Origin of the sequence: Hyalangium sp. (assembly GCF_045802625.1) — a bacterium.
GTDB lineage: Bacteria > Myxococcota > Myxococcia > Myxococcales > Myxococcaceae > Hyalangium.
This window is the reverse complement of record NZ_JBJMQP010000121.1, coordinates 24,584-47,245: the sequence shown is the minus strand read 5'-3', so window position 1 is coordinate 47,245 and position 22,662 is coordinate 24,584. Positions and strand designations below refer to the sequence as shown.

Genomic DNA, 22,662 nt, shown 5'->3' with positions numbered 1-22,662 from the left:
CAGGGATTTTTGGGCAGACGCTGTGGCGCGGGGCTTGCTGTAGGTCCGCGAACCCGGGGGCCCGTCTCCGGTTCACGGAGTCCGATATGGTTTCCCGCAGCCCTTCTTTCCTCCTCCTCGCTGTGCTCCTGAGCGCCACGGCCAGCCTGGCCGGAGCCGTGGAGCCAGGCTCGCCCCTGCCGGTGGTTCCTCCGCGTCAGCGCGTGCAGCCGCCGGCCGAGCCCTCGCCACGGAGCTTGAGCCTGTCACGCTTCCTCGAGTCCCCGGGGAAGGAGGAGGCGCGGGTTCAGCTATGGCTGCGCTTCAACCGGGAGGCGCGGCTGATCGAGGAGGGGGTGCGGGACTTCCTGGACACACTCAGCCAGCTCACGGCCCACGCCTCCCAGGACGTCATCTACTCGCACGAGCGCGTACAGCTCGACGCGGAGCTGCTCCTGGCGCAGCAGGAGGTGGACGAGCTGGCGGACGCGCGGACGGAGCTGCTCGATGAGCAGGGCAAGGCCGATCCCGATAACGCCATTCTGGAGGGAGAGGTGGCGCCGCCGTGGTCCCCGGATGGGACGTTGAGCCGCGAGGCGCTTGGCTCCAGGGCGTCGAGCCCAGGGGTGGAGCGGGTGCTCGCGCGGCTGACGAGCGTGGACAACCGCCTGGACGCCGTGGAGAACCAGCTGCTGCCGGCCGCTGAAGAGGCGCTGGGCTCGGCGCTGCTGGCGCTCTCCTCGGGCGAGGCCACCATGCTCGAGGTCGTCCATGGCCTGCACTTCCTCAAGCACCAGCAGCGCCTGCGGCTGGAGCTGCGCACCCACCGGGAGCTGCTGCTGATGGAGTTGGCCCGGCAGGTGGGGTGCCGCGTGGAGCAGCTGCCCTGGGCGGATGCTCCTGTGGCCGGGTGAGGGCGGGACAAACGAACTGAACGGGACACAGAGTGGCTATCCAGCGCCAGGGCTGGCATTAGGCTGCTTCGTGATGGCAGAGACCTTGTTCGAGGAGCTCAAGAGGTACGTCGGCTTCAGCCCGGAGGACGAGCAGGCGCTGCTCTCCCTCCACGGGGTGGCGCGCGGCGAGTTCAACCGGATCGCCGAGGTGTTCTACGCCCGCATCCTGGAGCACGAGGGCGCACGCACGGCCCTCGAGGGGGGCGAGCGCCAGGTGGGCCACCTCAAGGGCACGCTGCAGATCTGGATGGATCAGCTGCTGCGGGGCCCGTGGGATGAGGCGTACTACGAGCTGCGCTGCCGGATCGGGCGCATGCACGTGCGCATCGCGCTTCCCCAGCACTACATGTTCGGCGCGATGAACGTGCTGCGGCGGGAGTTCAACGCGCTCATCGACGAGCACTACCGCGAGCGGCCCCAGGAGCTGGTGGCGATGCGGATGGCGCTCTCGAAGATCCTCGATCTGGAGCTGGCCATCATGCTCCACACCTACCGGGAGGATCTGCTCGCGCAGCAGGCGCGCAACGAGCGGCTCTCCACCTTCGGCCAGCTGGTGGGCTCCATCGGCCATGAGCTGCGCAACCCGCTCGGGGTGATCGAGACGTCGCTCTTCATCATCAAAGGCCGGGTAGGGCAGGGGGACGAGCGCACCGTCAAGCACCTGGATCGCATCGGCGAGCAGGTGGGGATCGCCAACCGGATCGTCTCGGATCTGCTGGACATGATCCGCGACAAGCCGCTGAAGCACGAGCCCGTGAAGCTGGAGACCGTGTGGCAGAGCGCGCTCTTGGCGGTGCAGCACCCGGCGCGAGTGCTCGTGAGCGCGCAGGGGCTGGCGGAGCTGCCCGAGGTGCGAGGCGATCCCCACCAGCTCCGGCAGGTCTTCCTCAACCTCCTGGAGAACGCCGTGCAGGCGGTGGGCGAGGCCGGCACGGTGGAGCTGAAGGCCACGGCGCTCGCCGACAGCGTGGAGCTCGCGTTCGAGGACTCGGGGCCGGGGGTGAGCGAGTCCATCCGCCGGCGCCTCTTCGAGCCGCTGATGACCACCAAGGCGCGCGGCATTGGTCTGGGCCTGCCGCTCGTCAAGCGAATCCTGGAGCGCCACGGCGGCTCCATCATCTACGCGCCGCGTCCCGAGGGGGGCTCCGGCGCCCGCTTCCTGCTCCGACTACCGATCGCGCCTCAAGGAGGGGCCCGTGCGGCACTACCTGCTCTTGGATGACAACCGGGCCTTCGCGGAGAACATCGCGGAGATCCTCCGAGACTCGGGCGACTCGGCCACCGTGGTGACCGACGGCGCCGAGGCGCTCGCGCTGGCGAAGACGACACGCTTCGACGCGCTCCTCACCGACATGAAGATGCCGGGCATGAGCGGCGCGGCGACCGTGAGCCAGATCCGCAAGGTGGATCCGGGCATCGCCGCCGTGGTCATCACCGCCCACCCGGGAGAGAACGATCTGGAGGCGGCGCGCAGCGAGGGGCTGCTGGCGGTGCTGCCCAAGCCGGTGCCGCTGCCCACGCTGTTGGGGTTGCTGTCGTCCGCGCGGCGGGATGGGCTGGTGGCCCTGGTGGAGGATGATCCGGCGCTGGCGGACAACCTCAACGAGGTGCTGCGCACGCGGGGCTTCTCCTGTGTCACGGCCCGCTCGGTGATGGAGGCGGATCGGCTCTCCATGGTGAAGCCCTTCGCCGCGCTGGTGGACTTGCGCCTGCCCGGCGGCCCCGATGGCGAGGCGCTGCGCCGGCTGAAGGCCCGCTTCCCGGACCTGCCGACCTTCATCATCACCGCCTATCCGGAGATGACCTCGATCGACCCAGGGGACCAAGTGTTCTCCAAGCCCTTCGACACCGCGGCCCTCCTGAAGGCCCTGGAGCAGGTGCACACCGCGGGCAAGGCCGCCGCATGAGCTCCGCGGCGCACCGTCCTCGTGTCCTGGTGGTGGATGACAACACCGCCTTCCTCGACAACCTCCAGGATCTGCTGGGGGACGAGGGCTACGAGGTAGACCTGGCAGACAGCTGCCGCGCCGCGCGAGCGCGAGCCAAGAGCGGCTTCGATGTGGCGTTGGTGGACCTCCGCCTCCCGGACGGGGATGGCACGGCGCTCGCAGCGGAGCTGAAGCAAGAACTGCCCGAGTCCGAAGTGGTGCTGCTCACCGGCTTCGCCACCTTGGAGACGGCGGTGGCGGCGGTGCGTGCCGGGGCGTGCGCCTACCTGATGAAGCCGTGTGCGCCCCAGGAGCTATTGCTCACAGTGGAGCAGGCCATGCGGCAGGTGAGATTGCAGGCGGAGAAGCGGGAGCTGGCGCGCCGGGCGCAGATGACGGAGCGGCTGGCGGCGGTGGGGACGATGACGGCGGGCCTGTCCCATGAGATTCGCAACCCACTCAACGCGGCGGCGCTGCAGCTCACGGTGCTGGAGCGCCGCGTGCGCAAGCTCCCGGACACCCAGCAGGAAGCGCTGATCGAGCCGTTGAACCTGGTGCGCGACGAGATCCGGCGGCTGGATCACATCCTGGAGGACTTCCTCCAGTTCGCGAGGCCTCGGGACTTCAGCCCGGCGCCGGTGGAGGTGGAGCCGCTGCTGCGCCGGGTGGTGGATCTGCTGGCAGGCGAGGCCGAGGCACGCAAGGTGCGGCTCGAGCTGGTGGGCCCCGTGCCTGGCTCTCGGGTGGCGGGCGAGGAGGAGCGGCTGCGGCAGGTGCTCATCAACCTGGTGCTCAACGCCTTGGCCGCGACGCCCGAGGGCGGGGAGGTCCGCATCTCCACGGGCGAGGATGAGCACCAGATCTGGGTGACGGTGGATGACACAGGCCCGGGAGTGCCCGTGGCGCTGCGCGATCGCATCTTCGAGCCCTTCTTCACGACGAAGGCGCAGGGCTCGGGGCTGGGGCTCTCGATCGTGCACTCGATCGTGACTCAGCATGGGGGCGGGCTGGAGGTGGCGGAGGCGCCGGGCGGGGGAGCGCGCTTCGTGGTGCGATTGCCCAAGGCTGCGTCTGTTCCCGGCCCAGCGGTGAGGTAGCCTGCGTACCGCATGCGTCGGTACGCCCTCACGCTCTTCGCCAGTGCCTTTCTGCTCTTTGGAGTCCAGCCGCTGGCGGGGAAGTTCGCGCTGCCGTGGTTCGGGGGCACGCCCGCGGTATGGACGGCCTGCATGCTCTTCTTCCAGGCGGCGCTGCTGGCCGGCTACGCCTACGCGCATGTCGTCGCTACGCGCCTGGCGCCTCGGGCTCAGGTGAAGCTGCACCTGGGCTTGCTGGGGCTCACGGTGGTGGTGCTCGCCGCTCGCGCGCTCCTGGTGGGCTCGCCCGTGGCGCCCGGTCCGGAGTGGCGGCCCACGGGCGTAGAGGGCTTCACCGGCCGGCTCCTGGCGATGCTGGCGGTGACGATTGGCCTGCCGTTCTTCGCGCTGTCCACCACGGCGCCACTGCTGCAGAGCTGGTTCGCCCGGGCTCGGCCGGGCGCCTCGCCGTATCGGCTCTATTCGCTGTCCAACGCGGGCTCGCTGCTGGCGCTGCTGAGCTATCCGTTTGTCGTCGAGCCCGCCGTGCCGCGCAGCCTGCAGGGGTGGGGATGGGCCGCGGGCTTTGTCCTGTTCGTCGCGGGCTGCGCCGTATGCGCCAGGGACGTGTGGAGCCGGGAGCTGACGCCCGCGCCCGCGGAGGCCGTGTCGCCGGAGCTGGCAGCGGGCTTGTCGGATGAGGCGAGCGCTCGGCCAGGGCTGGGGCGCACGCTGGCGTGGCTGGGGCTGAGCGGGTGCGCGTCGGTGCTGCTGCTGGCCACGACGAACCAGCTCTCGCAGGACGTGGCGGCTGGTCCGTTCTTGTGGGTGCTGCCCCTGGCGCTCTACCTGCTCACCTTCATCATCGCCTTCGAGCGGGAGGCGCTGTACTCGCGCACGCTGTTCTCCCTGCTGCTCATCGTCGCGGTGGCGGGCGTGACGCGGGTCGTCCTCGCGGGGCCGCACACGGCGCTTGGCCTGCAGATCCTCGCGTACGGTGGAGCGCTCCTGGCCGGCTGCATGGTGTGCCACGGCGAGCTGTACCGGCTGCGGCCCGCGCCCCGTTACCTGAGCGCCTTCTACCTCTGGGTGTCCGTGGGCGGAGTGCTGGGCGGGATCATCGTGACGATCATCGCGCCGCGCATCTTCGTCACCTATGCGGAGTATCCATTGGCGCTGGCGGCCTGCTGTCTCATCGCCCTGGTCACCATGCTGCCACGCCCTCCCGGCGAGGAGCGGCTGGAGCGGCTGCGGCGGAGCATTCGGATGTTCCTGCTCGCCTTCGTGATCGTCGGGTTGGGCGTGGCGGTGGCGGACTTCCGGCGCGAGATCCGGCTGACGGCGCGGAACTTCTTCGGCGTGGTGCAGGTGCTGGAGCAAGGCCGGGACAAGCCCGAGGAGCACCGTTTCACCCTCAAGCACGGCGCCATCGCCCACGGCGTCCAATACACCGATCCCGTGAAGCGGCGGCTCCCCATGTCCTACTTCACGCCCGAGAGCGGGCTGGGGCTGGCCGTCGCCGAGCACCGGCGCCTGCGTGAGGCCGTGGGGCTGCCGCCGGGGCTGCGCATCGGGGTGCTGGGGCTGGGCGTGGGCTCCACCGCCGCGCTGGCCCAGGCGGAGGACTCCGTCCGCTTCTACGAGATCAACCCGAAGATCATCTCCCTGGCGCGAGGCGAGGGCGGCTACTTCAGCTATCTGGCGGACACCCCGGCGCGCGTGGAGGTGGTGGAGGGCGATGCGCGCATCTCACTCGAGCGGGAGCTGGAGCAGGGCCAGGCCGAGGGCTTCGACGTGCTCGCGGTGGACACCTTCAGCTCGGACTCCATCCCCGTGCACCTGCTCACCGAGGAGGCCGTCACCGTCTACCGCAAGCACCTGGCGCCCCACGGGGTGCTGGCCCTCCACATCAGCAACGCGCACCTGGATCTGGTGCCCATCGCGCTCGCGCACGCGCGGGCCTTCGGGATGCACGCCACGCTGGTCGTCTACAACCCCAAGGACAACCCCGCGCGGAGCGTGTGGGTGCTGCTGAGCCCGGACGCGGAGTTCTCCTGGGGGCCCACCTTCGTGAAGGCGACCTCCAACGTGCGCCGCCTGGAGCTGCTGGGGCCTGCCTCGGTCACCTGGACGGACGAGCGAGGCAGCGTGCTGCCCCTGCTCAACAAAGGAAGTTGGCAGAGCGAGGTGCGGGAGATCGTCCTCCCGGCGCAGGCCTCGCCCTGAGCGCTGGGCCGGAGGGCTACTGGCCCGGCGGGACGTCCTTGCCCTGATCCTTGGGCTTGCGGTCATCCGCCTTGTGGATGTCCACGCGCGAGCTCCACAGCCCGGGCCCCAGGAGCACCACGAGCAGGATCATCACCGCCATACCGATGAACAGCTCTCCCCAGAACCCCACACGATCCTCCAGAGTACGGTTGAACGAGGCCTGAGATGGTCAGGCCCACGGCTCACCCTATCAACCCGAGGACTCCACCGCTGCTCCCTCTTTTGGCTCCTCGTCCGAGGAGGGTGTCTTGCCGCTACTGTATTCCTTCAGCCGGTATTGGATCTTCCGCACGCTGATCCCGAGGATCTCCGCGGCGCGGCTGGTGGAGCCCTGCACCATCTCCAGCGTGCGGAGGATGGCCTCGCGCTCGATGGTGGCCATGGTGGCGCCGGGGATGAGGCTGTTCGAGCCAGAGCCCAGCGGCCGAGGGCCTCTCAGCACGGGCGGCAGATCGTCCGTGGCCAGCTCCGTACCCTGGGCCAGCACCACCGCCCGCTCGATGGCGTTCTCCAGCTCGCGGATGTTGCCCGGCCAGTCGTGCGCCAGCAGGGCCTGGAGCGTGCCCGGTGCCAGCCCCTTCACCTCCTTGCCGTAGTTGTCGCTGTACTTCTCCAGGAAGTGGCTGACCAGGGCGGGGATGTCGCTCTTGCGGTCGCGCAGCGGGGGCAGGGTGACCGAGACGACGTTGAGCCGGTAGAAGAGATCCTCACGGAAGCGGCCCGCCTTCACCTCGGCGGCCAGATCCCGGTGGGTGGCGGCGACGATGCGCACGTCCACCTTGATCGTCTGCGTGCCGCCCACGCGCTCGAACTCGCGCTGCTGGAGCACGCGCAGCAGCTTCACCTGCACGGAGGGGGAGATCTCGCCAAGCTCGTCCAGGAAGAGGGTGCCCCCGTCCGCCAGCTCGAAGCGGCCCTCCTTGCGCGCCACCGCGCCGGTGAAGGAGCCCTTCTCGTGGCCGAACAGCTCGCTCTCCAGCAGGTTCTCGGACAGCGCGGCGCAGTGCACGCGGATGAAGGGCTTGTCCTTGCGCGGCGACTCCTGGTGCAGCGCCTGGGCGATGAGCTCCTTGCCCGTGCCGGACTCGCCGAGGATGAGCACGGTGGCGCGGGTGTGCGCCGCGCGCCGGACCAGGTCGTAGACGCCCTGGAGCTGGGGCGAGTCCCCGATGATGTTGTGGAAGCGGGTGCGCTCGCGCACCTGATCCCTCAGGGACTCGGCCTCGCGGCGCAGGCTGCGCTTCTCCAGCTCCTTGCTGAGGATGACGAGCACCGCGTCCGCGTCCAGCGGCTTGACGAGGTAGTTGTCGGCGCCCGAGCGCATGGCCTCGACGGCCGTCTCCACGCTGGCGAAGGCCGTCATCATCACGAAGGTGGCATCCGAGCCCTGCTCGCGCGCCTTCTTGAGCAGGGTGAGCCCGTCCATCTGCGGCATGCGCACGTCCGAGAGGACCACCGCCGGAGCGAACTCCGCGATGCGCGCCAGCGCGTCCACGCCGTTGGAGGCCTCGGCGACCTCGTAGCCCTCCTCGCCCAGGATGGTGACCATGGCCCGGCGGGCGTTGTCTTCGTCGTCAACAACCAGGATGCGTTCAGCGACCATAGGGTTACGCTCTTACCTCAGGGCGAGTAGGGCGGGCGTGACCATCCCATACTTCCACGATGGGCTCGATGCGCGGCGTGAGGCGCAGGATGGTGCTGGGGAAGCACCAGCGCGGCAGCTCCGCGAAGATGTGGCGCACCCGCTCCGCATCCTCCTCGGTGCGGACCGCCACGTGGGGCCGGACGATGATGTCCGTGATGTGGGGCGGCAGCCCGTTGCCCTCCACGCGCCGGCCCATCGCGGAGCTCTGGTAGAAGAGGATCTCAATCCGCTCGGCTCGGGCGCGGTCCAGGAAGGTCTGCAGGGTGCAGCCCTCGGCCGCGCCGATCAGCATCGTCTCGGGCGACCAGCGATCCGGGAACGGCAACCGGTCGATCTTGTCGCCGAGCGGAAGAGGCGGGGCATGCTCGGTGGTGAGCGTGGCCCGCTCCTCTCCATGCCACTGAAGGCGTGTCTCGAACTCGGTCGCGGAGATGGATGTCATGGCAGGGTCACTCCTCGTACTCGGCCGCCTCGCTCATCCGATCCATTTCGGTGAGGAGCTGCTGGGCGTAGCGCACCAGGTCCGCCTCCGTGAGGATCCCCAGCAACTTGCCGTCCTCTCCGACGACGGGCAGACAGCCGAACTTGTTGTCCAGCATCAGCTTCACGGAGTCGCGCAGGGACATGTCCGGCCGCACCGTGCGCACCTCGCGGTTCATGATGTCCGCCGCCCACGTGGGATTCTTCGCCGGATCCGGGGTCTTGTTCGAAGTGGCCTTGAGCAGATCGCGGTGGGTGATGAGCCCTACCAGCTTGCCCTCCCGAACCACCGGCAGGTGGCGGATGCGGTGGAGACGAAGCAGCTCGTCCGCCATGGCCAGGTTCTGGGTTTCCTTGAGCGTGACCAGATCACGGGTCATCAGCTCGCCAACGGTTTTCATGAATGAAGGCTCCCGCTCGAAGAGTGCATGTGGTGACCCGTTATGCAGGTTCGGGTCCAAGCCAAGGTGGCCCTAAAGGACGGTGGGGTTGTCCACGTGAGGGCGCAACGTTTGCGCGTCTGCTCGCTACCCCGCAGATGCTGCGCGGCTGGGTTGAATGCCCCTCCCTCGTGGGGTACACCCCGCCCGTCGCTAGGGGTGCCCCGGCAGGGGCTGAGACGGCCGGAAGCCCGGCCGGACCCTTGGAACCTGAACCGGTTCATACCGGCGGAGGGAAGCGGCGAGCGCGCCCCGCCTCGCCTGCCTCCCGAGCCGCCATGAGGAGAGTGCCGTATGAGTGGAGCGTCCAGGAGCCTCAAGGTCGATGGCAAGGTGCTGGAGGGCATCTCGCGGGGGCCGCTGCCGGCCTCGCGCAAGGTGTACATGCCTGGCGAGCGGTACCCGGAGCTGCGGGTGCCCATGCGGGAGATCAGCCAGACGCCCACCCGCCACAGCCACGGTCCGGACGCGAAGGAGACGGCCAACCCGCCCGTCTACGTCTATGACTCCAGCGGCCCGTATACGGATCCTGAGGCGCGCATCGAGCTGAGAGAGGGCCTGGCGCCCCTCCGCGCCAGCTGGATCGCCGCCCGGGGAGACACCGAGGAGCTGCCGGGCATCACCTCCGAGTACGGCCGCACCCGCGAGCAGGATCCGCGGCTGGCCGGGCTGCGCTTCTCCCACCGCCGCATGCCGCGCGTGGCGAAGCCCGGCGCCAACGTCACGCAGCTGCACTACGCGCGCAAGGGCCTCATCACCCCGGAGATGGAGTACGTGGCGGTGCGCGAGAACCTGAAGGTGGAGGCCTCGCTCGCGGCGCAGCACCCGGGGCACTCCTGGGGCGCGGCGATCCCAAAGAAGATCACCCCCGAGTTCGTGCGGGACGAGGTGGCCCGGGGCCGCGCCATCATCCCCGCCAACATCAACCACCCGGAGCTGGAGCCGATGATCATCGGCCGCAACTTCCTGGTGAAGATCAACGCCAACATCGGCAACTCGGCCGTCACCTCTTCGATCGAGGAGGAAGTCGAGAAGATGGTGTGGTCCATCCGCTGGGGCGCGGACACGGTGATGGACCTGTCCACCGGCCGCAACATCCACGAGACGCGCGAGTGGATCCTGCGCAACGCGCCGGTGCCCATCGGCACGGTGCCCATCTACCAGGCGCTGGAGAAGGTGGGCGGCAAGGCCGAGGAGCTCACCTGGGAGATCTACCGCGACACGCTCATTGAGCAGTGCGAGCAGGGCGTGGACTACTTCACCATCCACGCGGGCGTGCGGCTGGCGTACATCCCTCTGACGGCGAAGCGGCTGACGGGGATTGTGAGCCGGGGAGGCTCCATCCTGGCCAAGTGGTGCCTGTCCCACCACCAGGAGAACTTCCTCTACACGCACTTCGAGGAGATCTGCGAGATCATGAAGGCGTATGACGTCAGCTTCAGCCTGGGCGACGGCCTGCGCCCCGGCTCGATCGCGGACGCCAACGACGCGGCGCAGTTCGGCGAGCTGGAGACGCTGGGCGAGCTGACGAAGATCGCCTGGAAGCACGACGTGCAGGTGATGATCGAGGGGCCGGGCCACGTGCCCATGCACCTCATCCAGGAGAACATGACGAAGCAGCTGGCCGTGTGCCACGAGGCGCCCTTCTACACGCTGGGGCCTCTGACCACGGACATCGCGCCCGGGTACGATCACTTCACCAGCGGCATTGGCGCGGCGATGATCGGCTGGTTCGGCACGGCGATGCTCTGCTACGTCACCCCCAAGGAGCACCTGGGCCTGCCGGACCGGGATGACGTGAAGGAGGGTGTCATCACCTACAAGATCGCCGCGCACGCGGCGGATCTGGCCAAGGGCCACCCGGGGGCGCAGGCGCGGGACAACGCGCTGTCCAAGGCTCGCTTCGAGTTCCGCTGGGAGGACCAGTTCAACCTCTCGCTGGATCCGGAGCGCGCCCGGGCCTTCCACGACGAGACGCTGCCGGCCGAGGGCGCCAAGGTGGCCCACTTCTGCTCCATGTGCGGCCCGCAGTTCTGCTCCATGAAGATCACCCAGGAGGTGCGGGACTTCGCGCAGAAGAGCGGCGTCGCGGCGGAGACGGCCCTGGAGGCCGGCATGGCCGAGAAGAGCGAGGAGTTCAAGAAGGCGGGCGGCGAGCTCTACCGCTGAGGGCCCGGGAGGTCTGTTGGAGCTCCAAGGCTTCCCGGGGCCGTGACATGTGCCTTACGTGACATTTGGCACGGTCGCTGGCAAAACACGGGCGACAGGGCGCGGCATGCGCGCCCCGGAGTCTCTTGGAGGGGATCTCTCATGGAGCAGCAGCAGACAGGGTCGCCGTTCCTGACCGGCTCGCCGGCACCGACTCAGGACGAGAAGACGTGGGGAATGATCGCGCACCTGAGCGCGCTGGTCGCAGGCGTGATTGGGCTGCCGTTCCTCGGCCCGTTGATCGTCATGCTGACCAAGGGCAAGGAGTCCCCCTGGGTGGAGGCCCAGGCGAAGGAGGCGCTCAACTTCCAGATCACCGTGACGATCGCCATCTTCGTGTCGGCCGCCCTCATCTGTCTGGCCATCGGCGCCCTGTTGCTGCCGCTGGTGGGCCTGGCGGCGCTGGTGCTGACCATCATCGCCGGCATCAAGGCCAACAACGGCGAGATGTACCGCTACCCGGCGACGCTCCGGCTGCTGAAGTAGGCGGAAGGTCTTCGCGGGCGAGGCGGCCCCCTTCGCGGGAGCTCTCCTCGCCCGTGGTGTCTGCGGGGTCAGCCGCCGATGCCCATCATGGGCAGCAGGGTGGAGCCGTTGCCGGCCTCGGTGAAGCGGTGGCCGTCCGGCTTCTCGCCCAGGGCGCGGCGGATGGCCAGGGCCAGCTCCGTGTCCGAGGCGCCGCCGCGGATGAGCTGGTGCAGCGGAGCCTGGGCGCGCCCGCCGAGGCAGCTCCGCAAGTCTCCGTTGGAGGCCACCCGCACGCGGTTGCACCCGCCGCAGAAGTTCTGGGTGAGGGGAGAGATGAAGCCCACGCGGCCGGTGGGGGCACGCCAGTAGCGCGCCGGGCCCGAGGTGAGGCTGGAGGCATCCTCCGCCGGCTCGGGCATCAGCGGCATGCCGGCGGCCTGGATCTGCTCGACGAGCTCGGCGGTGGGAACCGGGGTGCCCTGGCCGAAGGGCATCAGCTCGATGAAGCGAGGGGTGATGCCGCGCTCGTGCGCGTAGCGGGCGAGGGCCGGGGCCTCCGCGTCATTGACGCCGCGCATGACGACGACGTTGAGCTTGAGCGAGTCGTAGCCGGCCTGGGCCGCCGCGTCGATGCCGCGCAGCGTGGCGGCGAAGTCTCCCTGCTTGGAGATGCGGCGGAAGGTCTCCTCGGAGAGGGTGTCCAGGCTCATGTTGAGCTGGCTGACGCCGGCCTCGCGCAGGGGCACGGCGAGCCGCTCGAGGTGGCTGGCATTGGTGGTGATGGCCACCCGCCGCACGCCGGGCGTGGCGGAGATGCGCTGGGCGATCTCGAGGATGTCCGGGCGGATGAGGGGCTCGCCGCCGGTGAGGCGCACGCGCTGGATGCCCATGGCGGCGAACACGGAGACGATGCGCTCGAACTCGGCGGGGGTGAGCAGGTCCTTCTTGCCTCCCCAGGAGGCGGGCGAGCAGTAGGTGCAACGGAAGTTGCAGCGGTCGGTGATGCTCAGCCGCAGGTACGTCATCCGCCGCCCCTGGGCGTCCAGAAGCGGAGGCGCGAGCGGGTCTCGCACGGGAGCGGCGGCTGGCGCGGAGGGAGGGGGCGTCATCTCAGGTGAGAGCGAGCATACAGCAAGAGGAATATGGACCCTATTGCGCGGGGATGCACGCCTGTCCTCACAGGGGCAGTGCGGTTTCCGACCCGTCGTACTCGCCCGAGTGCCGCTGGGCCATGCCTTCCAGCGCCAGTGTGGTGAAGACCTCCGCGCCCGAGTCAGGCCACCTTGTTGCCGGGCAGCTCAGGGGCCGGCGTCAGCTCCATGTCGTCGTCCTCGGTGAGCTTCTCCAGCTCGGCCTCGGCGTCCTGGGCCTGGGCCTCCACCTCGGGCGGCTTCAGCTTGCGCTCGGCCATCTCCAGCTTGATCCGGACGAGGCCCTCCTCGCCGATGTCCAGGAACGCCCGCACCACCTCGGGATCGAACTGCGTGTTGGAGCAGCGCTTGATCTCCAGGATCGCGTTGGCGAACGTCGTTCCCTTGCGGTACGGCCGATCGCTCGTCATCGCGTCCAGCGTGTCCGCCACCGCGAAGATGCGCGCGCCGATGTGGATCTCGTTCTTCTGCAGGTTGCGCGGATAGCCCGCGCCGTCCCACCGCTCCTGGTGCGACAGCACGATCTGCGCCGGCGTGTCCAGGAACGGGATGGCCTGGATCATCTGGAAGCCGATGTCCGGGTGCTTGCGCATCTCCAGCCACTCGTCCGGCGTCAGCTTGCCCGGCTTGAGCAGCACCGCGTCCGGCACGCCGATCTTCCCAATGTCATGCAAGAGCGCGCCGCGGCCGATCTCCTCCAGCTCCTTGCCGCCGATGCTCATGCGCTGCGCGATGGCCGCGGTGTAGCTCACCACGCGCTGCGAGTGGTCCGACGTCTCGTGCTCGCGAGCGTCCAGCGCCGCCACCAGCGCCAGCAGCGTGTTCTGGTACGTGTTGGCGATGTCTCGCAGCGCCGAGCGCAGCTCCGCGGTGCGATCGCGCACCTTGCGCTCCAGCTTCTTCTGGTAGCGCTTGCGCGCCAGCTCGATGCGGCGCTTGGCCAGCGCGCGCTCGATGGCGCGGATGAGATCCGTCAGCTTGGGTGGCTTGAGCAGGTAGTCCACCGCGCCGCGGCGCAGGCAGTCCACCGCGGACTCCGTGTCGCCGTAGCCCGTGAGCATGATGACGGAGGTATCCGGGTGACGCTCGCGCAGGTTCTCGAGCAGCCACAGGCCATCCTTGCCCGGCATCTTCATGTCGCTGATCACCAGCGGCGTCTCGGCCTCGCTGGCGATGTCCAGGGCCATCTCGGCGCCGCTGGCGACCACGCAGTTGTAGCCCTCCTCCGTGAGGAGGACGGAGATGACGTCGCGGACGGAATCGTCGTCGTCCACGATCAGGATGCGAGGAGGGGCTGGGGGAATGGCTTCCACGGCGGGGGATTCTAGAGGTTTCCGGGTTTCGATCGCCAATAGGTACGAGAAGTTACCACCTTCCCTGCCTTCCTGGTCGCTCTCCAGTTGGAGATGCGACAGGTTGCTTCAGGCTCAAGCCCTAGCACTGAACCGATCGTACCGGAAGGGAGTGAGGTCCACCGAGGGCCTTTCGCCCAAGATGCACTGCGTAAGCAGCTTCGCAGTGATGGGAGTCAGCAGGATGCCATTGCGGAAGTGGCCCGTGGCCAGGAAGAGGCCAGGCAAGGGGCCAGGGCCCAGGATGGGCAGCCGGTCCTCGGTGAAGGGGCGGAAGCCGGCCCACATGTTGGTGACGGGGGCCTGAGCGAGCGCGGGGCACAGCTCCAGGGCCATGGCGAGGATGCGGGAGACGCCCTCGGCGGTCACCTGCTTGTCGAAGCCTGCGAACTCCATGGTGCTGCCTGCGATCACCCGCCCATCCGTGCGAGGCACCAGATAGCCCTTCTCGGAGGTGAGGATGTGAGCGGTGACGGGCAGCCGCGTCTGGAGTTCGAGCATCTGCCCTCGGGCCGGGCGCACGGCGTGGGGATTCATCGCCGTGCCTTGGACGAGCCCGGACCAGGAGCCGGCGGCGACGACCACGGCGCTGGCTCGGAGGAGATCGCCGTCCAGGTCCACGCCCACCGCGCGCCCGTGCTCTTCGACGATCCCGCGCACGTAGCCGCTGCGGAAGGTGGCGCCCACGCGCGCCACGGCCATCGAGAGGGCTCGGACGAGCAGCCGGTTATCCACCTGGTGATCATCCGGGAAGCGCACGGCGGCCAGGGCCTGCGGGGAGAGTGATGGCTCGAGCTGGCGGGCCTGCTTCCCGTCGAGCAGCTCCGCGCGCAGGCCGAGCGCCCGCTGCCAGGCCGCCGTGGCTTCCAGGTGATGGGCCTCGGACTCGGTGAAGGCGGCCTTGAGGGCGCCGCAGGGCAGATAGGCGATGTCCACGCCGGTGAGCTCCCGCAGCTCCGTGGCCAGAGCGCCATAGAGCGCGCGGCTGCGCAGGCACAGCTCCAGGAAGGGGCCCGGGCCATCAGACTCCATCTGAGGTCCGAGGATTCCAGCGGCCGCGCTGGAGGCCTCGGCGCCGGGGATGGAGCGCTCCAGCACCGTGACCTTCGCGCCCGCCTGGCGCAGCCGCAGCGCGAGGCTACAGCCCATCACGCCTCCGCCCACGATGATGACGTCCGGGAGACTCATGGCGCCCGCTTGTGCTTTCTCCCCTGGAGGTTTGCAAGCGTCGGCCAGGGCAGGTTGACGCGCGGGGGCACTTTCCGTTACTCATTTGACCGTGCGTTTTGTGTCCATCCATCATCACCATGCGCATCATCGGCTCGGCCCTGACGGGACCGCTCGCCGCGCGCATGCCTGGATGAATGCCTAGCCGCCTCATCCACCCGGACCTGCCGCAGTGACCGAAAGCCCGTCCCCCCTCAGGACGGGCTTTTTTCGTTTCAGCGTTCTCCTCCCAACCCCGAACTGGAACCCTCCGATGATGAAGATCGCCCTCCCCAACAAAGGCCGCCTCTCCGAAGAGGTCCGCGAGCTGTTCAACGACGCCGGGCTCGAGGTCCGTGTCCGGGGTGAACGCGCCCTCACGGCCTCGCTGGGCGGCGAGTTCGAGGCCATCTTCGTCCGCGCCCAGGACATCCCCGAGTTCGTCGCCGATGGCGCCGCGCACGCCGGAGTCACCGGGTGGGATCTCGTCAACGAGGCCGGGCGCGAGCTGGACCTGCTCATGGATCTGGAGTTCGGCCGGTGCCGGCTGGTGGTGGCCGCTCGCGAGGAGAGCGGCATCACCTCGGCGGACGGAGTGAAGGACGGGATGCGCGTGGCCTCCTGCTTCCCCCGGCTCACCCAGGAGTTCTTCACCAAGCGCGGGCAGCAGGTCGTCGTGGTGCCCGTGTCCGGCGCCGCCGAGATCGCTCCCCACCTGGGCATCGCGGACATCGTCGTGGACCTGACCTCCACCGGCTCCACGCTCAAGATGAACGGCCTGCGCGAGGTGGGCACCGTGCTCGAGTCCAGCGCCCGGCTGGTGGCCTGCAAGCGCAACGACTCGGAGGCCGTGCACAGGCTGGACGAGCTGAAGCAGGCGCTGGGCTCGGTGCTGGCCGCTCGGGGCAAGCGTTACCTGATGGCCAACGTGCCTCGCAGGGCGCTGCCCCAGGTGCGCGAGGTGATCCCCGGCCTCAATGGCCCCACCGTGGTGGACATCATGAACGGCGGTGACTACGTGGCCGTGCACGCCGTCGTCCCCGCGAAGACCATCTACCGCACCATCAACGCCCTCAAGGCCGTGGGCTGCGAAGGCATCCTCGTCACCCGCATCGAGAGGTTGATGCCGTGAGCCCTGTTGCCCTGAAGTACCGAGGGCCGCTGGCGGCTCTGTCTCCCGAGTCCCGCCGCCGCCTGCTGGATCGCTCGGGCGAGTCGGATGCCCAGGTGGCCTCGCGCGTCCGGGACATCATCGCCCGTGTCCGCCGCGAGGGAGACGCCGCGCTCCTGCAGATGGCGAAGGAGTTCGATCGCGCGAACCTGTCGGCGCTCGAGGTGCCTCGGGCGAAGTGGGAGGCGGCGCTCGCGTCGCTCGATCCGAAGGTCCGCAACGCCCTGGAGCGCGCGGCCCGCAACATCGCCAAGGCCCACGCCGCTCAGAAGCCTCAGGCCATCGAGGTCGAGACGGAGCCGGGAATCATCGTGGGCCGGAGGCCGGATCCGCTCGGGCGCGTGGGCGTGTACGCGCCGGGTGGCCGGGCCGTGTACCCCAGCAGCGTGCTGATGGGCGTGGTGCCCGCGAAGGTGGCTGGAGTCGGGGAGATCATCGTCTGCTCGCCTCCTGGGCCGGAGGGGCTGCCCGCGGCGGGAGTGCTCGCGGCGGCGGCGCTGGCGGGCGCGGATCGGGTCTTCGCCCTGGGTGGAGCGGGCGCGGTGGCCGCCCTGGCCTATGGCACCCAGAGCGTGCCGCGCGTGGATCGCATCGTGGGTCCAGGCAATGCCTACGTCGCCGCGGCCAAGCTCCAGGTGGTGGACGCGGTGGCGATCGACGCACCCGCTGGGCCGAGTGAGATCCTCGTCGTCGCGGACCGATCGGCCGATCCCGAGGCCGTGGCGCGAGAGATGCTCGCCCAGGCCGAGCACGATCCGGACGCCTGCTGCGTCACCCTGGCCGTGAGTGTGACGGTGGCCGAGACCATCGCCGCGGCGGTGGAGCGCGCGGCGGCTCGGGCTCAGCGGAAGGAGATTGTGACCACCGCCCTGCGCGAGCGCGGCGCCGTGCTGAGCGTGGAGTCCCTGGAGGAGGCCTGGCCCTTCGTCTCGGAGTTCGCGCCCGAGCACCTGCTCATCGCCACGGCCTCTGCTCGGGAGCAGCTGGCGCTCGTGCGCAACTGTGGCACCGTGTTCCTCGGCGAGCGCGCCTCCGTCGCCTTCGGGGACTACATGACGGGCGCCAACCATGTCCTGCCCACCGCGGGCCTGGGCCATGCGTACTCGGGCCTGTCCGTGCTCGACTTCTACCGGTGGACCACCTACCAGCGCGTGGATCATGACGCGGCGGCGCGGCTCTCGGAGGACGTGGGCGTGCTCGCCGACAGCGAGGGACTCTTCGCCCACGCCGAGGCCGCTCGGGCCTGGAGGAAGCCATGATTCCCCGCCGTCCCTCCTACGAGGGCATCTCGCTCTACTCGCCACCAGCGGTGCACTGCCGCGTGGACCTGAGCGACAACACCAACCTCTTCGGCATGCCCCCGGCCGCCGAGCGGGCCGTGCGCGAGTTCGCTCCCTCGCTCGTCTCGCGCTATCCGATCAGCTACGCGCCGGAGCTCAAGCAGGCCCTGGCGTCCTATACGGGCTTCGAGCCGTCGTGGCTCACCACGGGCTGCGGCTCGGACGATCTGATCGACTGTGCCCTGCGCGCCTTCCTGGAGCCGGGCGAGCGCATCGCTGTCCCGGATCCCTCCTTCTCGATGCTGGCCTACTTCGCGAAGGTAAACGGCCTCCAGTTCGTCCCGGTGCGGCTGCGGCCGGACTTCGACATCGACGTGGACGGACTGCTCGCCACGGGGGCGCGGCTCATCTACGTCTGTACCCCGAACAACCCCACGAGCACGATCGTCTCTCGCGCGGCGCTCGAGCGGCTCGTGGATGCGGCGCCGGGCCTCGTCCTCGTGGATGAGGCCTATGCGGAGTTCTCCAGCGTCACCTTCGAGGATCTGGTGCGCTCGCGGCCCAATGTCATCGTGACGCGGACGCTCTCCAAGGCGTTCGGTCTGGCGGGCCTGCGCGTGGGCTACGCCATGGGCCGCCCCGAGCTGGTGGCCGAGATCGAGAAGGCGCGCGGCCCGTACAAGCACTCCGGCGTCTCCGAGCGAGCCGCCATCGCCGCGCTCACCGAGGGGCTCCCCTGGGTGAAGGCCCGGGCCGAGGAGTCCAAGCAGATCCGCAAACGGTTGGTGGAGGAGCTGAAGGCGCAGGGGCTCCAGCCGCTGCCGTGCGAGGGCAACTTCGTCATGATTCCTCTGCCCGGCGCTCCCCAGGTGGCCGCGCGGATGCGCGAGCTGGACGTGAACGTGCGAGCGTTCAAAGGATTGACCGGCGTCGGAGACGCGCTGCGGATCGGCTGCGGTCCCTGGCCCATGATGGAGGCGGCGCTCCAGGCGCTGCGGGAGGCACGGCGGTGAGAGTCACCCTCTTCGATTACGGCGCGGGGAACATCCACTCGCTGGCCAAGGCGCTCGCCACCACGGCGGGCGCGGAGGTCCGCGTGCAGACGGATCCCGTGAAGGCGCTGGACACGGATGTGCTCGTGCTGCCCGGCGTGGGCGCGTTCGGTGCAGCGGCGGCTCGGCTGGAGCCCGGCCGTGAGCAGATGCGCCAGGCTCTGCAAGCAGGACTCCCGTGCCTCGGTATCTGCCTGGGCATGCAGCTCCTCTTCGAGGCCAGCGACGAGGGCGAGGGACGCGGACTCGGCGTCTTCAAGGGCCGGGTGACGCGGCTGCGCGCGAAGCATGTGCCGCACATCGGCTGGAACTCGGTGGAGGAGGATGCCGCGGTGCCGGGGGCGAAGCTGGACACCGTCTACTACGCCCACAGCTTCGTCTGCCGCGCCGAGGAGCCCGGAGTGGTGGCGGGCTGGACGACCCACGAGGAGGATCGCTTCCCGGCCTCGGTGCGGCGAGGCAAGGTGCTCGGGGTGCAGTTCCACCCGGAGAAGAGCTCCGCGGCGGGTGTGCGCTTCGTGCAGGCGTTCCTCCGCGAGGTGGCGCCATGATCGCCATCCCAGCCATCGACCTGCGCGAGGGCGCGTGCGTGCAGCTCGTGGGTGGCTCGTATGACGCCGAGCGCGTGCGCGTGAATGATCCGCTCGATGCGCTGAAGAAGTGGCGGAGCCTGGGCTTCAAGACGTTCCACGTCGTGGACCTGGACGCGGCGCTGGGCAAGGGCTCCAACCTGGAGGCCATCGCCCGGCTGTTGAGCCACGAGCAGGGCCTTACCTTCACCGTGGGCGGTGGCGTGCGGGACACGGCTCGGGTGGAAGCGGTGCTCGCCAGCGGCGCTTCCTTCGTCGTGGTGGGCACACGCGCCATCGAGGACACCGCGTGGCTGTCCGAGATGGCCAGCCGCTTCCCCGGCCGGGTGGTGGTGGCCGCGGATGTGAAGGGCCGCGAGGTGGTGACGCGCGGCTGGACGGCCGGAAGCTCCCGGGATGTCGCCGACGTGCTCTCGGCGCTGGAGCCGTTGCCCCTGGGTGGCTTGCTCGTCACCGCCGTCCACAAGGAGGGGCAGATGGGAGGCGTGGACCTGCCACTGATGCAGGAGGTGGTGCGCAGCAGCCGGCACCCCGTGTACGCCTCGGGCGGGGTGACCACGCAGGAGGATCTCCGAGCCCTGGCGGACGCCGGGGCTCATGGCGCCGTCATCGGCATGGCGCTCTACACCGGGAAGCTCGACGCGGCCGCGGTCGCACGGGAGTTCGCATGACTGTCGTGACTCGAGAGACGAAGGAGACGCAGATCCGCGTCGAGCTGACGCGCGGTCAGGGCGTGGCCAAGGTGGACACCGGCCTGAAGTTCTTCGACCACATGCTGGGCACCTTCGCGAAGTACGCGGGGCTCGATCTGAACCTCCACGCGCGCGGAGACCTGCGGCACCACATCATGGAGGACGTGGCCATCGCCGTGGGCACGGCCGTCTACCAGATCATCCCGCCCACCGCCGCGCGCTACGGCGAGCGCACCATCCCCATGGATGACGCGCTGGTGCACGCGGCCATCGACACGTGCGGGCGCTTCTACTACCGCGGCCCGCTGCGCAATAAGCTCTACGATCATTGGATGCGCTCCTTCTGCGAGCACGCCAAGGTGACGCTCCACATCCGCATCCTCCGAGGCAAGGACAGCCACCACGTCACCGAGGCGGCGTTCAAGGCCGTGGGGCTCGCGCTGCGCGATGCGCTGGTGGACTCGGGGACGGTGTTCAGCACCAAGGGCTCGGTCGCCCTGGAGGTGAAGTGATGCTGACGCGACGGCTGATCGTCTGCCTGGACATGAAGGGTGGGCGCGTGGTGAAGGGCGTCCAGTTCGAGGGCCTGCGAGACGTGGGAGATCCGGTGGCCCTGGCCCTGCGCTACGAGGCCGAGGGCGCCGACGAGATCACCTTCCTGGACATCTCCGCCAGCCACGAGGAGCGCGAGACGTTGTGGGACGTGGTCCAGCGCACCGCCGAGCGCCTCTTCATTCCCCTCACCGTGGGTGGCGGCGTGCGCACCGTGGACGACGTGGGCCGCGCGCTGCGAGCCGGGGCGGACAAGGTGAGCATCAACTCGGCGGCGGTGACGAACCCGGAGTTGCTCACGGCCTGCGCGGAGCGCTTCGGCGCCCAGTGCGTGGTGGCCAGCATCGACGCCCGGCGCGAGGCCGGCCGGTGGCGTGTCTACACCCGCGGCGGCCGGACGCCCACGGACCTGGACGCGGTGGCCTGGGCCCGCGAGTGTGTGAAACGTGGCGCAGGCGAGGTCCTCCTCACGAGCATCGATCGCGACGGGGCCCGTTCGGGGTATGACCTGGACCTGACGCGGGCCGTCGCCGAGGCGGTGGACGTCCCAGTCATCGCTTCGGGTGGGGCGGGGAACGCGGAGCACGTGCGAGACGCGCTCACGGAGGGCAGGGCGGACGCGGCGCTGGTGGCGGGCATCCTCCACGACGGCCTCACCACGGTCGGGGCGATCAAGACGCTGCTCCGAACGAGCGGCCTGAGGATCAGGAGCGTCGCATGACGACGGAAGTGCAGGGGTTGATGCAGGCCGCCGCGGAGGTGGCTCGGAAGTCCGGCGACGTGGCGCTCGAGTTCTTCCGCAAGGGCGTCACCGTGGACATCAAGGGAGACGGCACTCCCGTCACCGTGGCGGACCGCACCTCCGAGCAGACCGCGCGTGAGTGGCTCGAAGCGCGCTTTCCCCAGGATGGCATCCTCGGAGAGGAGTTCGGCGAGACGCGCGCCGGAGCCCGGCGCCGGTGGATCCTGGATCCCATCGACGGCACCAAGACGTTCATCCGCGGCGTGCCGCTCTGGGGCACGCTGGTGGCGGTGGCCGAGGGCGAGCGCATCCTCGCGGGCGCCGCGTACTTCCCGGCCGTGGGAGATCTGCTGGTGGCCTCGCCCGGCCAGGGCTGCTACTGGAATGACAAGGTGACGAAGGTCTCCTCCGTGTCGGTGCTGTCCCAGGCCATGGTGCTGTCCACGGACGAGCGCTTCCTCCAGTTCCCGGAGCGAGGCAACGCGTGGCGGGCGCTCGCGGCGAAGGCCGCCATGGATCGCACCTGGGGCGACTGCTACGGCTACCTCCTGGTGGCCACGGGCCGCGCCGAGGTGATGGTGGACGAGCTGCTCTCCCCCTGGGACGCGGCGGCGCTGCAGCCCATCATCGAGGAGGCGGGTGGGGTGTTCACCGACTGGACGGGGGCGCGCACTTCGTTCGGCGGCAATGGCATTGCGACGAACGCGGCGCTCGCGACGCAGGTGCGCGAGCTGCTCGGAGCCAACAAGGGAAAGTGATGCTGGATCTCTCCAAGCTGGACTTCACCAAGGGCAATGGGCTGGTGACGGTGGTGACGCAGGACGCTCGCTCGGGCGATCTGCTCATGGTGGCGCACGCGGATCGCGAGGCGCTCGAGCGCACCCTGGCCACGGGCGAGATGCACTACCGCTCGCGGACCCGGGGCCTGTGGCACAAGGGCGCCACCAGCGGCAACGTGCAGCGCGTGGTGTCCCTCACGGCGGACTGTGACGGAGACGCGGTGCTCGCGCGGGTGGAGAAGGCGGGCCCCGCTTGCCACACCGGCGAGGAGACCTGCTTCGGCCCGGGGCGGCTGGACGCGCTGGTGGCGCTGGATGCGACAATCGCCGAGCGCGCGGCGAAGGCACCCGCAGCGGGGGAGAAGCCCAGCTACACGCGGCGGCTGCTGGACGACCGGAACCTGCGCCTGAAGAAGATAGGCGAGGAGGCCGCGGAGCTGGTGACGGCGTGCGCGGACGGGGACAAGGCTCGCGCGGCCGAGGAGGCCGCGGACGTGCTCTACCACCTGCTCGTCGCCGTCCGTCCCCTGGGCATCACCCTGGACGACGTGAAGCAGGTGCTTTCTCAGCGAGCGAGCAAGGCGGCTGCTTTGACCCTCCCCCGCGAAAAGTCCTGAGGAGAGGCTCGCTGCGGACACATGGAATTC

At 69.5% G+C, this 22,662-nt stretch carries 23 protein-coding genes and 1 riboswitch; of the genes, 16 read left to right on the top strand and 7 right to left on the bottom strand.

The window, feature by feature from the left end; genetic code table 11:
- Positions 1-122 precede the first annotated feature (122 nt).
- The 5 genes from ACJ8AT_RS23165 (at position 123) to ACJ8AT_RS23145 (ending at position 6,165) form a co-directional block, all read left to right on the top strand.
- Positions 123-893 carry a hypothetical protein gene (locus ACJ8AT_RS23165; protein ID WP_407739994.1) on the top strand — a complete coding sequence of 257 codons (771 nt, stop codon included), beginning with the start codon at positions 123-125 and terminating at the stop codon, positions 891-893.
- 73 nt (positions 894-966) lie between these two features.
- Positions 967-2,157 carry a protoglobin domain-containing protein gene (locus tag ACJ8AT_RS23160; RefSeq protein WP_407739993.1) on the top strand — a complete coding sequence of 397 codons (1,191 nt, stop codon included), beginning with the start codon at positions 967-969 and terminating at the stop codon, positions 2,155-2,157.
- Positions 2,132-2,842 (top strand): response regulator, encoded by a 711-nt coding sequence (locus ACJ8AT_RS23155; protein ID WP_407739992.1) that lies wholly within the window; start codon positions 2,132-2,134, stop codon positions 2,840-2,842. The genes ACJ8AT_RS23160 and ACJ8AT_RS23155 overlap by 26 nt, the downstream gene beginning before the upstream one ends.
- Positions 2,839-3,960 carry a sensor histidine kinase gene (locus tag ACJ8AT_RS23150; protein WP_407739991.1) on the top strand — a complete coding sequence of 374 codons (1,122 nt, stop codon included), beginning with the start codon at positions 2,839-2,841 and terminating at the stop codon, positions 3,958-3,960. Before ACJ8AT_RS23155 ends, ACJ8AT_RS23150 begins: the two co-directional genes overlap by 4 nt.
- 12 nt (positions 3,961-3,972) lie before the next feature.
- Positions 3,973-6,165 carry a fused MFS/spermidine synthase gene (locus ACJ8AT_RS23145; RefSeq protein ID WP_407739990.1) on the top strand — a complete coding sequence of 731 codons (2,193 nt, stop codon included), beginning with the start codon at positions 3,973-3,975 and terminating at the stop codon, positions 6,163-6,165.
- A gap of 16 nt (positions 6,166-6,181) precedes the next feature.
- On the opposite strand, the gene ACJ8AT_RS23140 is transcribed toward ACJ8AT_RS23145, so the two are convergent.
- The 4 genes from ACJ8AT_RS23140 to ACJ8AT_RS23125 are packed head-to-tail and all read right to left on the bottom strand — an operon-like array spanning position 6,182 to position 8,733.
- Positions 6,182-6,337 (bottom strand): hypothetical protein, encoded by a 156-nt coding sequence (locus ACJ8AT_RS23140; RefSeq protein WP_407739989.1) that lies wholly within the window; start codon positions 6,335-6,337, stop codon positions 6,182-6,184.
- A 60-nt stretch (positions 6,338-6,397) separates the two neighbouring features.
- Complete coding sequence (locus ACJ8AT_RS23135; RefSeq protein WP_407739988.1) at positions 6,398-7,810, bottom strand: sigma-54-dependent transcriptional regulator; 1,413 nt, start codon at positions 7,808-7,810, stop codon at positions 6,398-6,400.
- 4 nt (positions 7,811-7,814) lie between these two features.
- Complete coding sequence (locus tag ACJ8AT_RS23130; protein ID WP_407739987.1) at positions 7,815-8,294, bottom strand: hypothetical protein; 480 nt, start codon at positions 8,292-8,294, stop codon at positions 7,815-7,817.
- A gap of 7 nt (positions 8,295-8,301) precedes the next feature.
- Positions 8,302-8,733 carry a CBS domain-containing protein gene (locus ACJ8AT_RS23125; protein ID WP_407739986.1) on the bottom strand — a complete coding sequence of 144 codons (432 nt, stop codon included), beginning with the start codon at positions 8,731-8,733 and terminating at the stop codon, positions 8,302-8,304.
- 184 nt (positions 8,734-8,917) lie between these two features.
- A riboswitch (TPP riboswitch) is annotated at positions 8,918-9,026 on the top strand.
- A 40-nt stretch (positions 9,027-9,066) separates the two neighbouring features.
- Here ACJ8AT_RS23125 and thiC point away from each other — a divergent pair.
- Complete coding sequence (gene thiC / locus ACJ8AT_RS23120; RefSeq protein WP_407739985.1) at positions 9,067-10,941, top strand: phosphomethylpyrimidine synthase ThiC; 1,875 nt, start codon at positions 9,067-9,069, stop codon at positions 10,939-10,941.
- A gap of 141 nt (positions 10,942-11,082) precedes the next feature.
- Positions 11,083-11,466, top strand: a complete 384-nt coding sequence (locus tag ACJ8AT_RS23115; protein ID WP_407739984.1) for a DUF4870 domain-containing protein — start codon at positions 11,083-11,085, stop codon at positions 11,464-11,466.
- 68 nt (positions 11,467-11,534) lie between these two features.
- On the opposite strand, the gene moaA is transcribed toward ACJ8AT_RS23115, so the two are convergent.
- The 3 genes from moaA to thiO all read right to left on the bottom strand — a co-directional run bounded on the left by moaA (position 11,535) and on the right by thiO (position 15,139).
- The gene (moaA, locus tag ACJ8AT_RS23110) at positions 11,535-12,557 is read right to left on the bottom strand and encodes a GTP 3',8-cyclase MoaA (RefSeq protein WP_407739983.1); all 1,023 of its coding nucleotides are present in this window, start codon (positions 12,555-12,557) and stop codon (positions 11,535-11,537) included.
- A 164-nt stretch (positions 12,558-12,721) separates the two neighbouring features.
- Complete coding sequence (locus tag ACJ8AT_RS23105; RefSeq protein WP_407739982.1) at positions 12,722-13,912, bottom strand: HD-GYP domain-containing protein; 1,191 nt, start codon at positions 13,910-13,912, stop codon at positions 12,722-12,724.
- A gap of 114 nt (positions 13,913-14,026) precedes the next feature.
- On the bottom strand, positions 14,027-15,139 hold the full coding sequence (thiO, locus tag ACJ8AT_RS23100) for a glycine oxidase ThiO (RefSeq protein WP_407739981.1): 1,113 nt from the start codon (positions 15,137-15,139) through the stop codon (positions 14,027-14,029).
- A gap of 292 nt (positions 15,140-15,431) precedes the next feature.
- On the opposite strand from thiO, the gene hisG reads away from it, so the two are divergent.
- Genes hisG through hisIE form a run of 9 tightly spaced genes read left to right on the top strand, consistent with a single transcriptional unit; the run spans position 15,432 to position 22,632 of the window.
- A complete protein-coding gene (gene hisG, locus ACJ8AT_RS23095) occupies positions 15,432-16,289 on the top strand; it encodes an ATP phosphoribosyltransferase (protein WP_407739980.1) in 858 nt (285 codons plus the stop codon).
- Positions 16,286-17,587: a histidinol dehydrogenase gene (gene hisD, locus ACJ8AT_RS23090; RefSeq protein WP_407739979.1), complete on the top strand. Its 1,302-nt coding sequence runs from the start codon at positions 16,286-16,288 to the stop codon at positions 17,585-17,587. Before hisG ends, hisD begins: the two co-directional genes overlap by 4 nt.
- The gene (locus tag ACJ8AT_RS23085; RefSeq protein ID WP_407739978.1) at positions 17,584-18,621 is read left to right on the top strand and encodes a pyridoxal phosphate-dependent aminotransferase; all 1,038 of its coding nucleotides are present in this window, start codon (positions 17,584-17,586) and stop codon (positions 18,619-18,621) included. The genes hisD and ACJ8AT_RS23085 overlap by 4 nt, the downstream gene beginning before the upstream one ends.
- Entirely contained in the window at positions 18,618-19,211 is a 594-nt protein-coding gene (hisH, locus tag ACJ8AT_RS23080) for an imidazole glycerol phosphate synthase subunit HisH (RefSeq protein WP_407739977.1), read from the top strand. Before ACJ8AT_RS23085 ends, hisH begins: the two co-directional genes overlap by 4 nt.
- Positions 19,208-19,921, top strand: a complete 714-nt coding sequence (locus ACJ8AT_RS23075; RefSeq protein WP_407739976.1) for a HisA/HisF-related TIM barrel protein — start codon at positions 19,208-19,210, stop codon at positions 19,919-19,921. Before hisH ends, ACJ8AT_RS23075 begins: the two co-directional genes overlap by 4 nt.
- Positions 19,918-20,454 (top strand): imidazoleglycerol-phosphate dehydratase, encoded by a 537-nt coding sequence (locus ACJ8AT_RS23070; protein ID WP_407739975.1) that lies wholly within the window; start codon positions 19,918-19,920, stop codon positions 20,452-20,454. Before ACJ8AT_RS23075 ends, ACJ8AT_RS23070 begins: the two co-directional genes overlap by 4 nt.
- Positions 20,454-21,215: an imidazole glycerol phosphate synthase subunit HisF gene (gene hisF, locus ACJ8AT_RS23065; RefSeq protein WP_407739974.1), complete on the top strand. Its 762-nt coding sequence runs from the start codon at positions 20,454-20,456 to the stop codon at positions 21,213-21,215. The genes ACJ8AT_RS23070 and hisF overlap by 1 nt, the downstream gene beginning before the upstream one ends.
- A complete protein-coding gene (hisN, locus tag ACJ8AT_RS23060) occupies positions 21,212-21,994 on the top strand; it encodes a histidinol-phosphatase (protein WP_407739973.1) in 783 nt (260 codons plus the stop codon). Before hisF ends, hisN begins: the two co-directional genes overlap by 4 nt.
- Positions 21,994-22,632 (top strand): bifunctional phosphoribosyl-AMP cyclohydrolase/phosphoribosyl-ATP diphosphatase HisIE, encoded by a 639-nt coding sequence (gene hisIE / locus ACJ8AT_RS23055; protein WP_407739972.1) that lies wholly within the window; start codon positions 21,994-21,996, stop codon positions 22,630-22,632. The genes hisN and hisIE overlap by 1 nt, the downstream gene beginning before the upstream one ends.
- The last annotated feature ends 30 nt before the right edge of the window (positions 22,633-22,662 follow it).

What these genes read in the sequence shown, in the direction of transcription:
- ACJ8AT_RS23160 (WP_407739993.1), top strand. Translation starts at nt 967, where the DNA reads ATGGCAGAGACCTTGTTCGAGGAGCTCAAGAGGTACGTCGGCTTCAGC.
- ACJ8AT_RS23150 (WP_407739991.1), top strand. Translation starts at nt 2,839, where the DNA reads ATGAGCTCCGCGGCGCACCGTCCTCGTGTCCTGGTGGTGGATGACAAC.
- ACJ8AT_RS23145 (WP_407739990.1), top strand. Translation starts at nt 3,973, where the DNA reads ATGCGTCGGTACGCCCTCACGCTCTTCGCCAGTGCCTTTCTGCTCTTT.
- ACJ8AT_RS23135 (WP_407739988.1), bottom strand. Translation starts at nt 7,810, where the DNA reads ATGGTCGCTGAACGCATCCTGGTTGTTGACGACGAAGACAACGCCCGC.
- ACJ8AT_RS23130 (WP_407739987.1), bottom strand. Translation starts at nt 8,294, where the DNA reads ATGACATCCATCTCCGCGACCGAGTTCGAGACACGCCTTCAGTGGCAT.
- ACJ8AT_RS23125 (WP_407739986.1), bottom strand. Translation starts at nt 8,733, where the DNA reads ATGAAAACCGTTGGCGAGCTGATGACCCGTGATCTGGTCACGCTCAAG.
- thiC (WP_407739985.1), top strand. Translation starts at nt 9,067, where the DNA reads ATGAGTGGAGCGTCCAGGAGCCTCAAGGTCGATGGCAAGGTGCTGGAG.
- ACJ8AT_RS23115 (WP_407739984.1), top strand. Translation starts at nt 11,083, where the DNA reads ATGGAGCAGCAGCAGACAGGGTCGCCGTTCCTGACCGGCTCGCCGGCA.
- moaA (WP_407739983.1), bottom strand. Translation starts at nt 12,557, where the DNA reads ATGACGCCCCCTCCCTCCGCGCCAGCCGCCGCTCCCGTGCGAGACCCG.
- thiO (WP_407739981.1), bottom strand. Translation starts at nt 15,139, where the DNA reads ATGAGTCTCCCGGACGTCATCATCGTGGGCGGAGGCGTGATGGGCTGT.
- hisG (WP_407739980.1), top strand. Translation starts at nt 15,432, where the DNA reads ATGATGAAGATCGCCCTCCCCAACAAAGGCCGCCTCTCCGAAGAGGTC.
- ACJ8AT_RS23085 (WP_407739978.1), top strand. Translation starts at nt 17,584, where the DNA reads ATGATTCCCCGCCGTCCCTCCTACGAGGGCATCTCGCTCTACTCGCCA.
- ACJ8AT_RS23075 (WP_407739976.1), top strand. Translation starts at nt 19,208, where the DNA reads ATGATCGCCATCCCAGCCATCGACCTGCGCGAGGGCGCGTGCGTGCAG.
- ACJ8AT_RS23070 (WP_407739975.1), top strand. Translation starts at nt 19,918, where the DNA reads ATGACTGTCGTGACTCGAGAGACGAAGGAGACGCAGATCCGCGTCGAG.
- hisF (WP_407739974.1), top strand. Translation starts at nt 20,454, where the DNA reads ATGCTGACGCGACGGCTGATCGTCTGCCTGGACATGAAGGGTGGGCGC.
- hisN (WP_407739973.1), top strand. Translation starts at nt 21,212, where the DNA reads ATGACGACGGAAGTGCAGGGGTTGATGCAGGCCGCCGCGGAGGTGGCT.
- hisIE (WP_407739972.1), top strand. Translation starts at nt 21,994, where the DNA reads ATGCTGGATCTCTCCAAGCTGGACTTCACCAAGGGCAATGGGCTGGTG.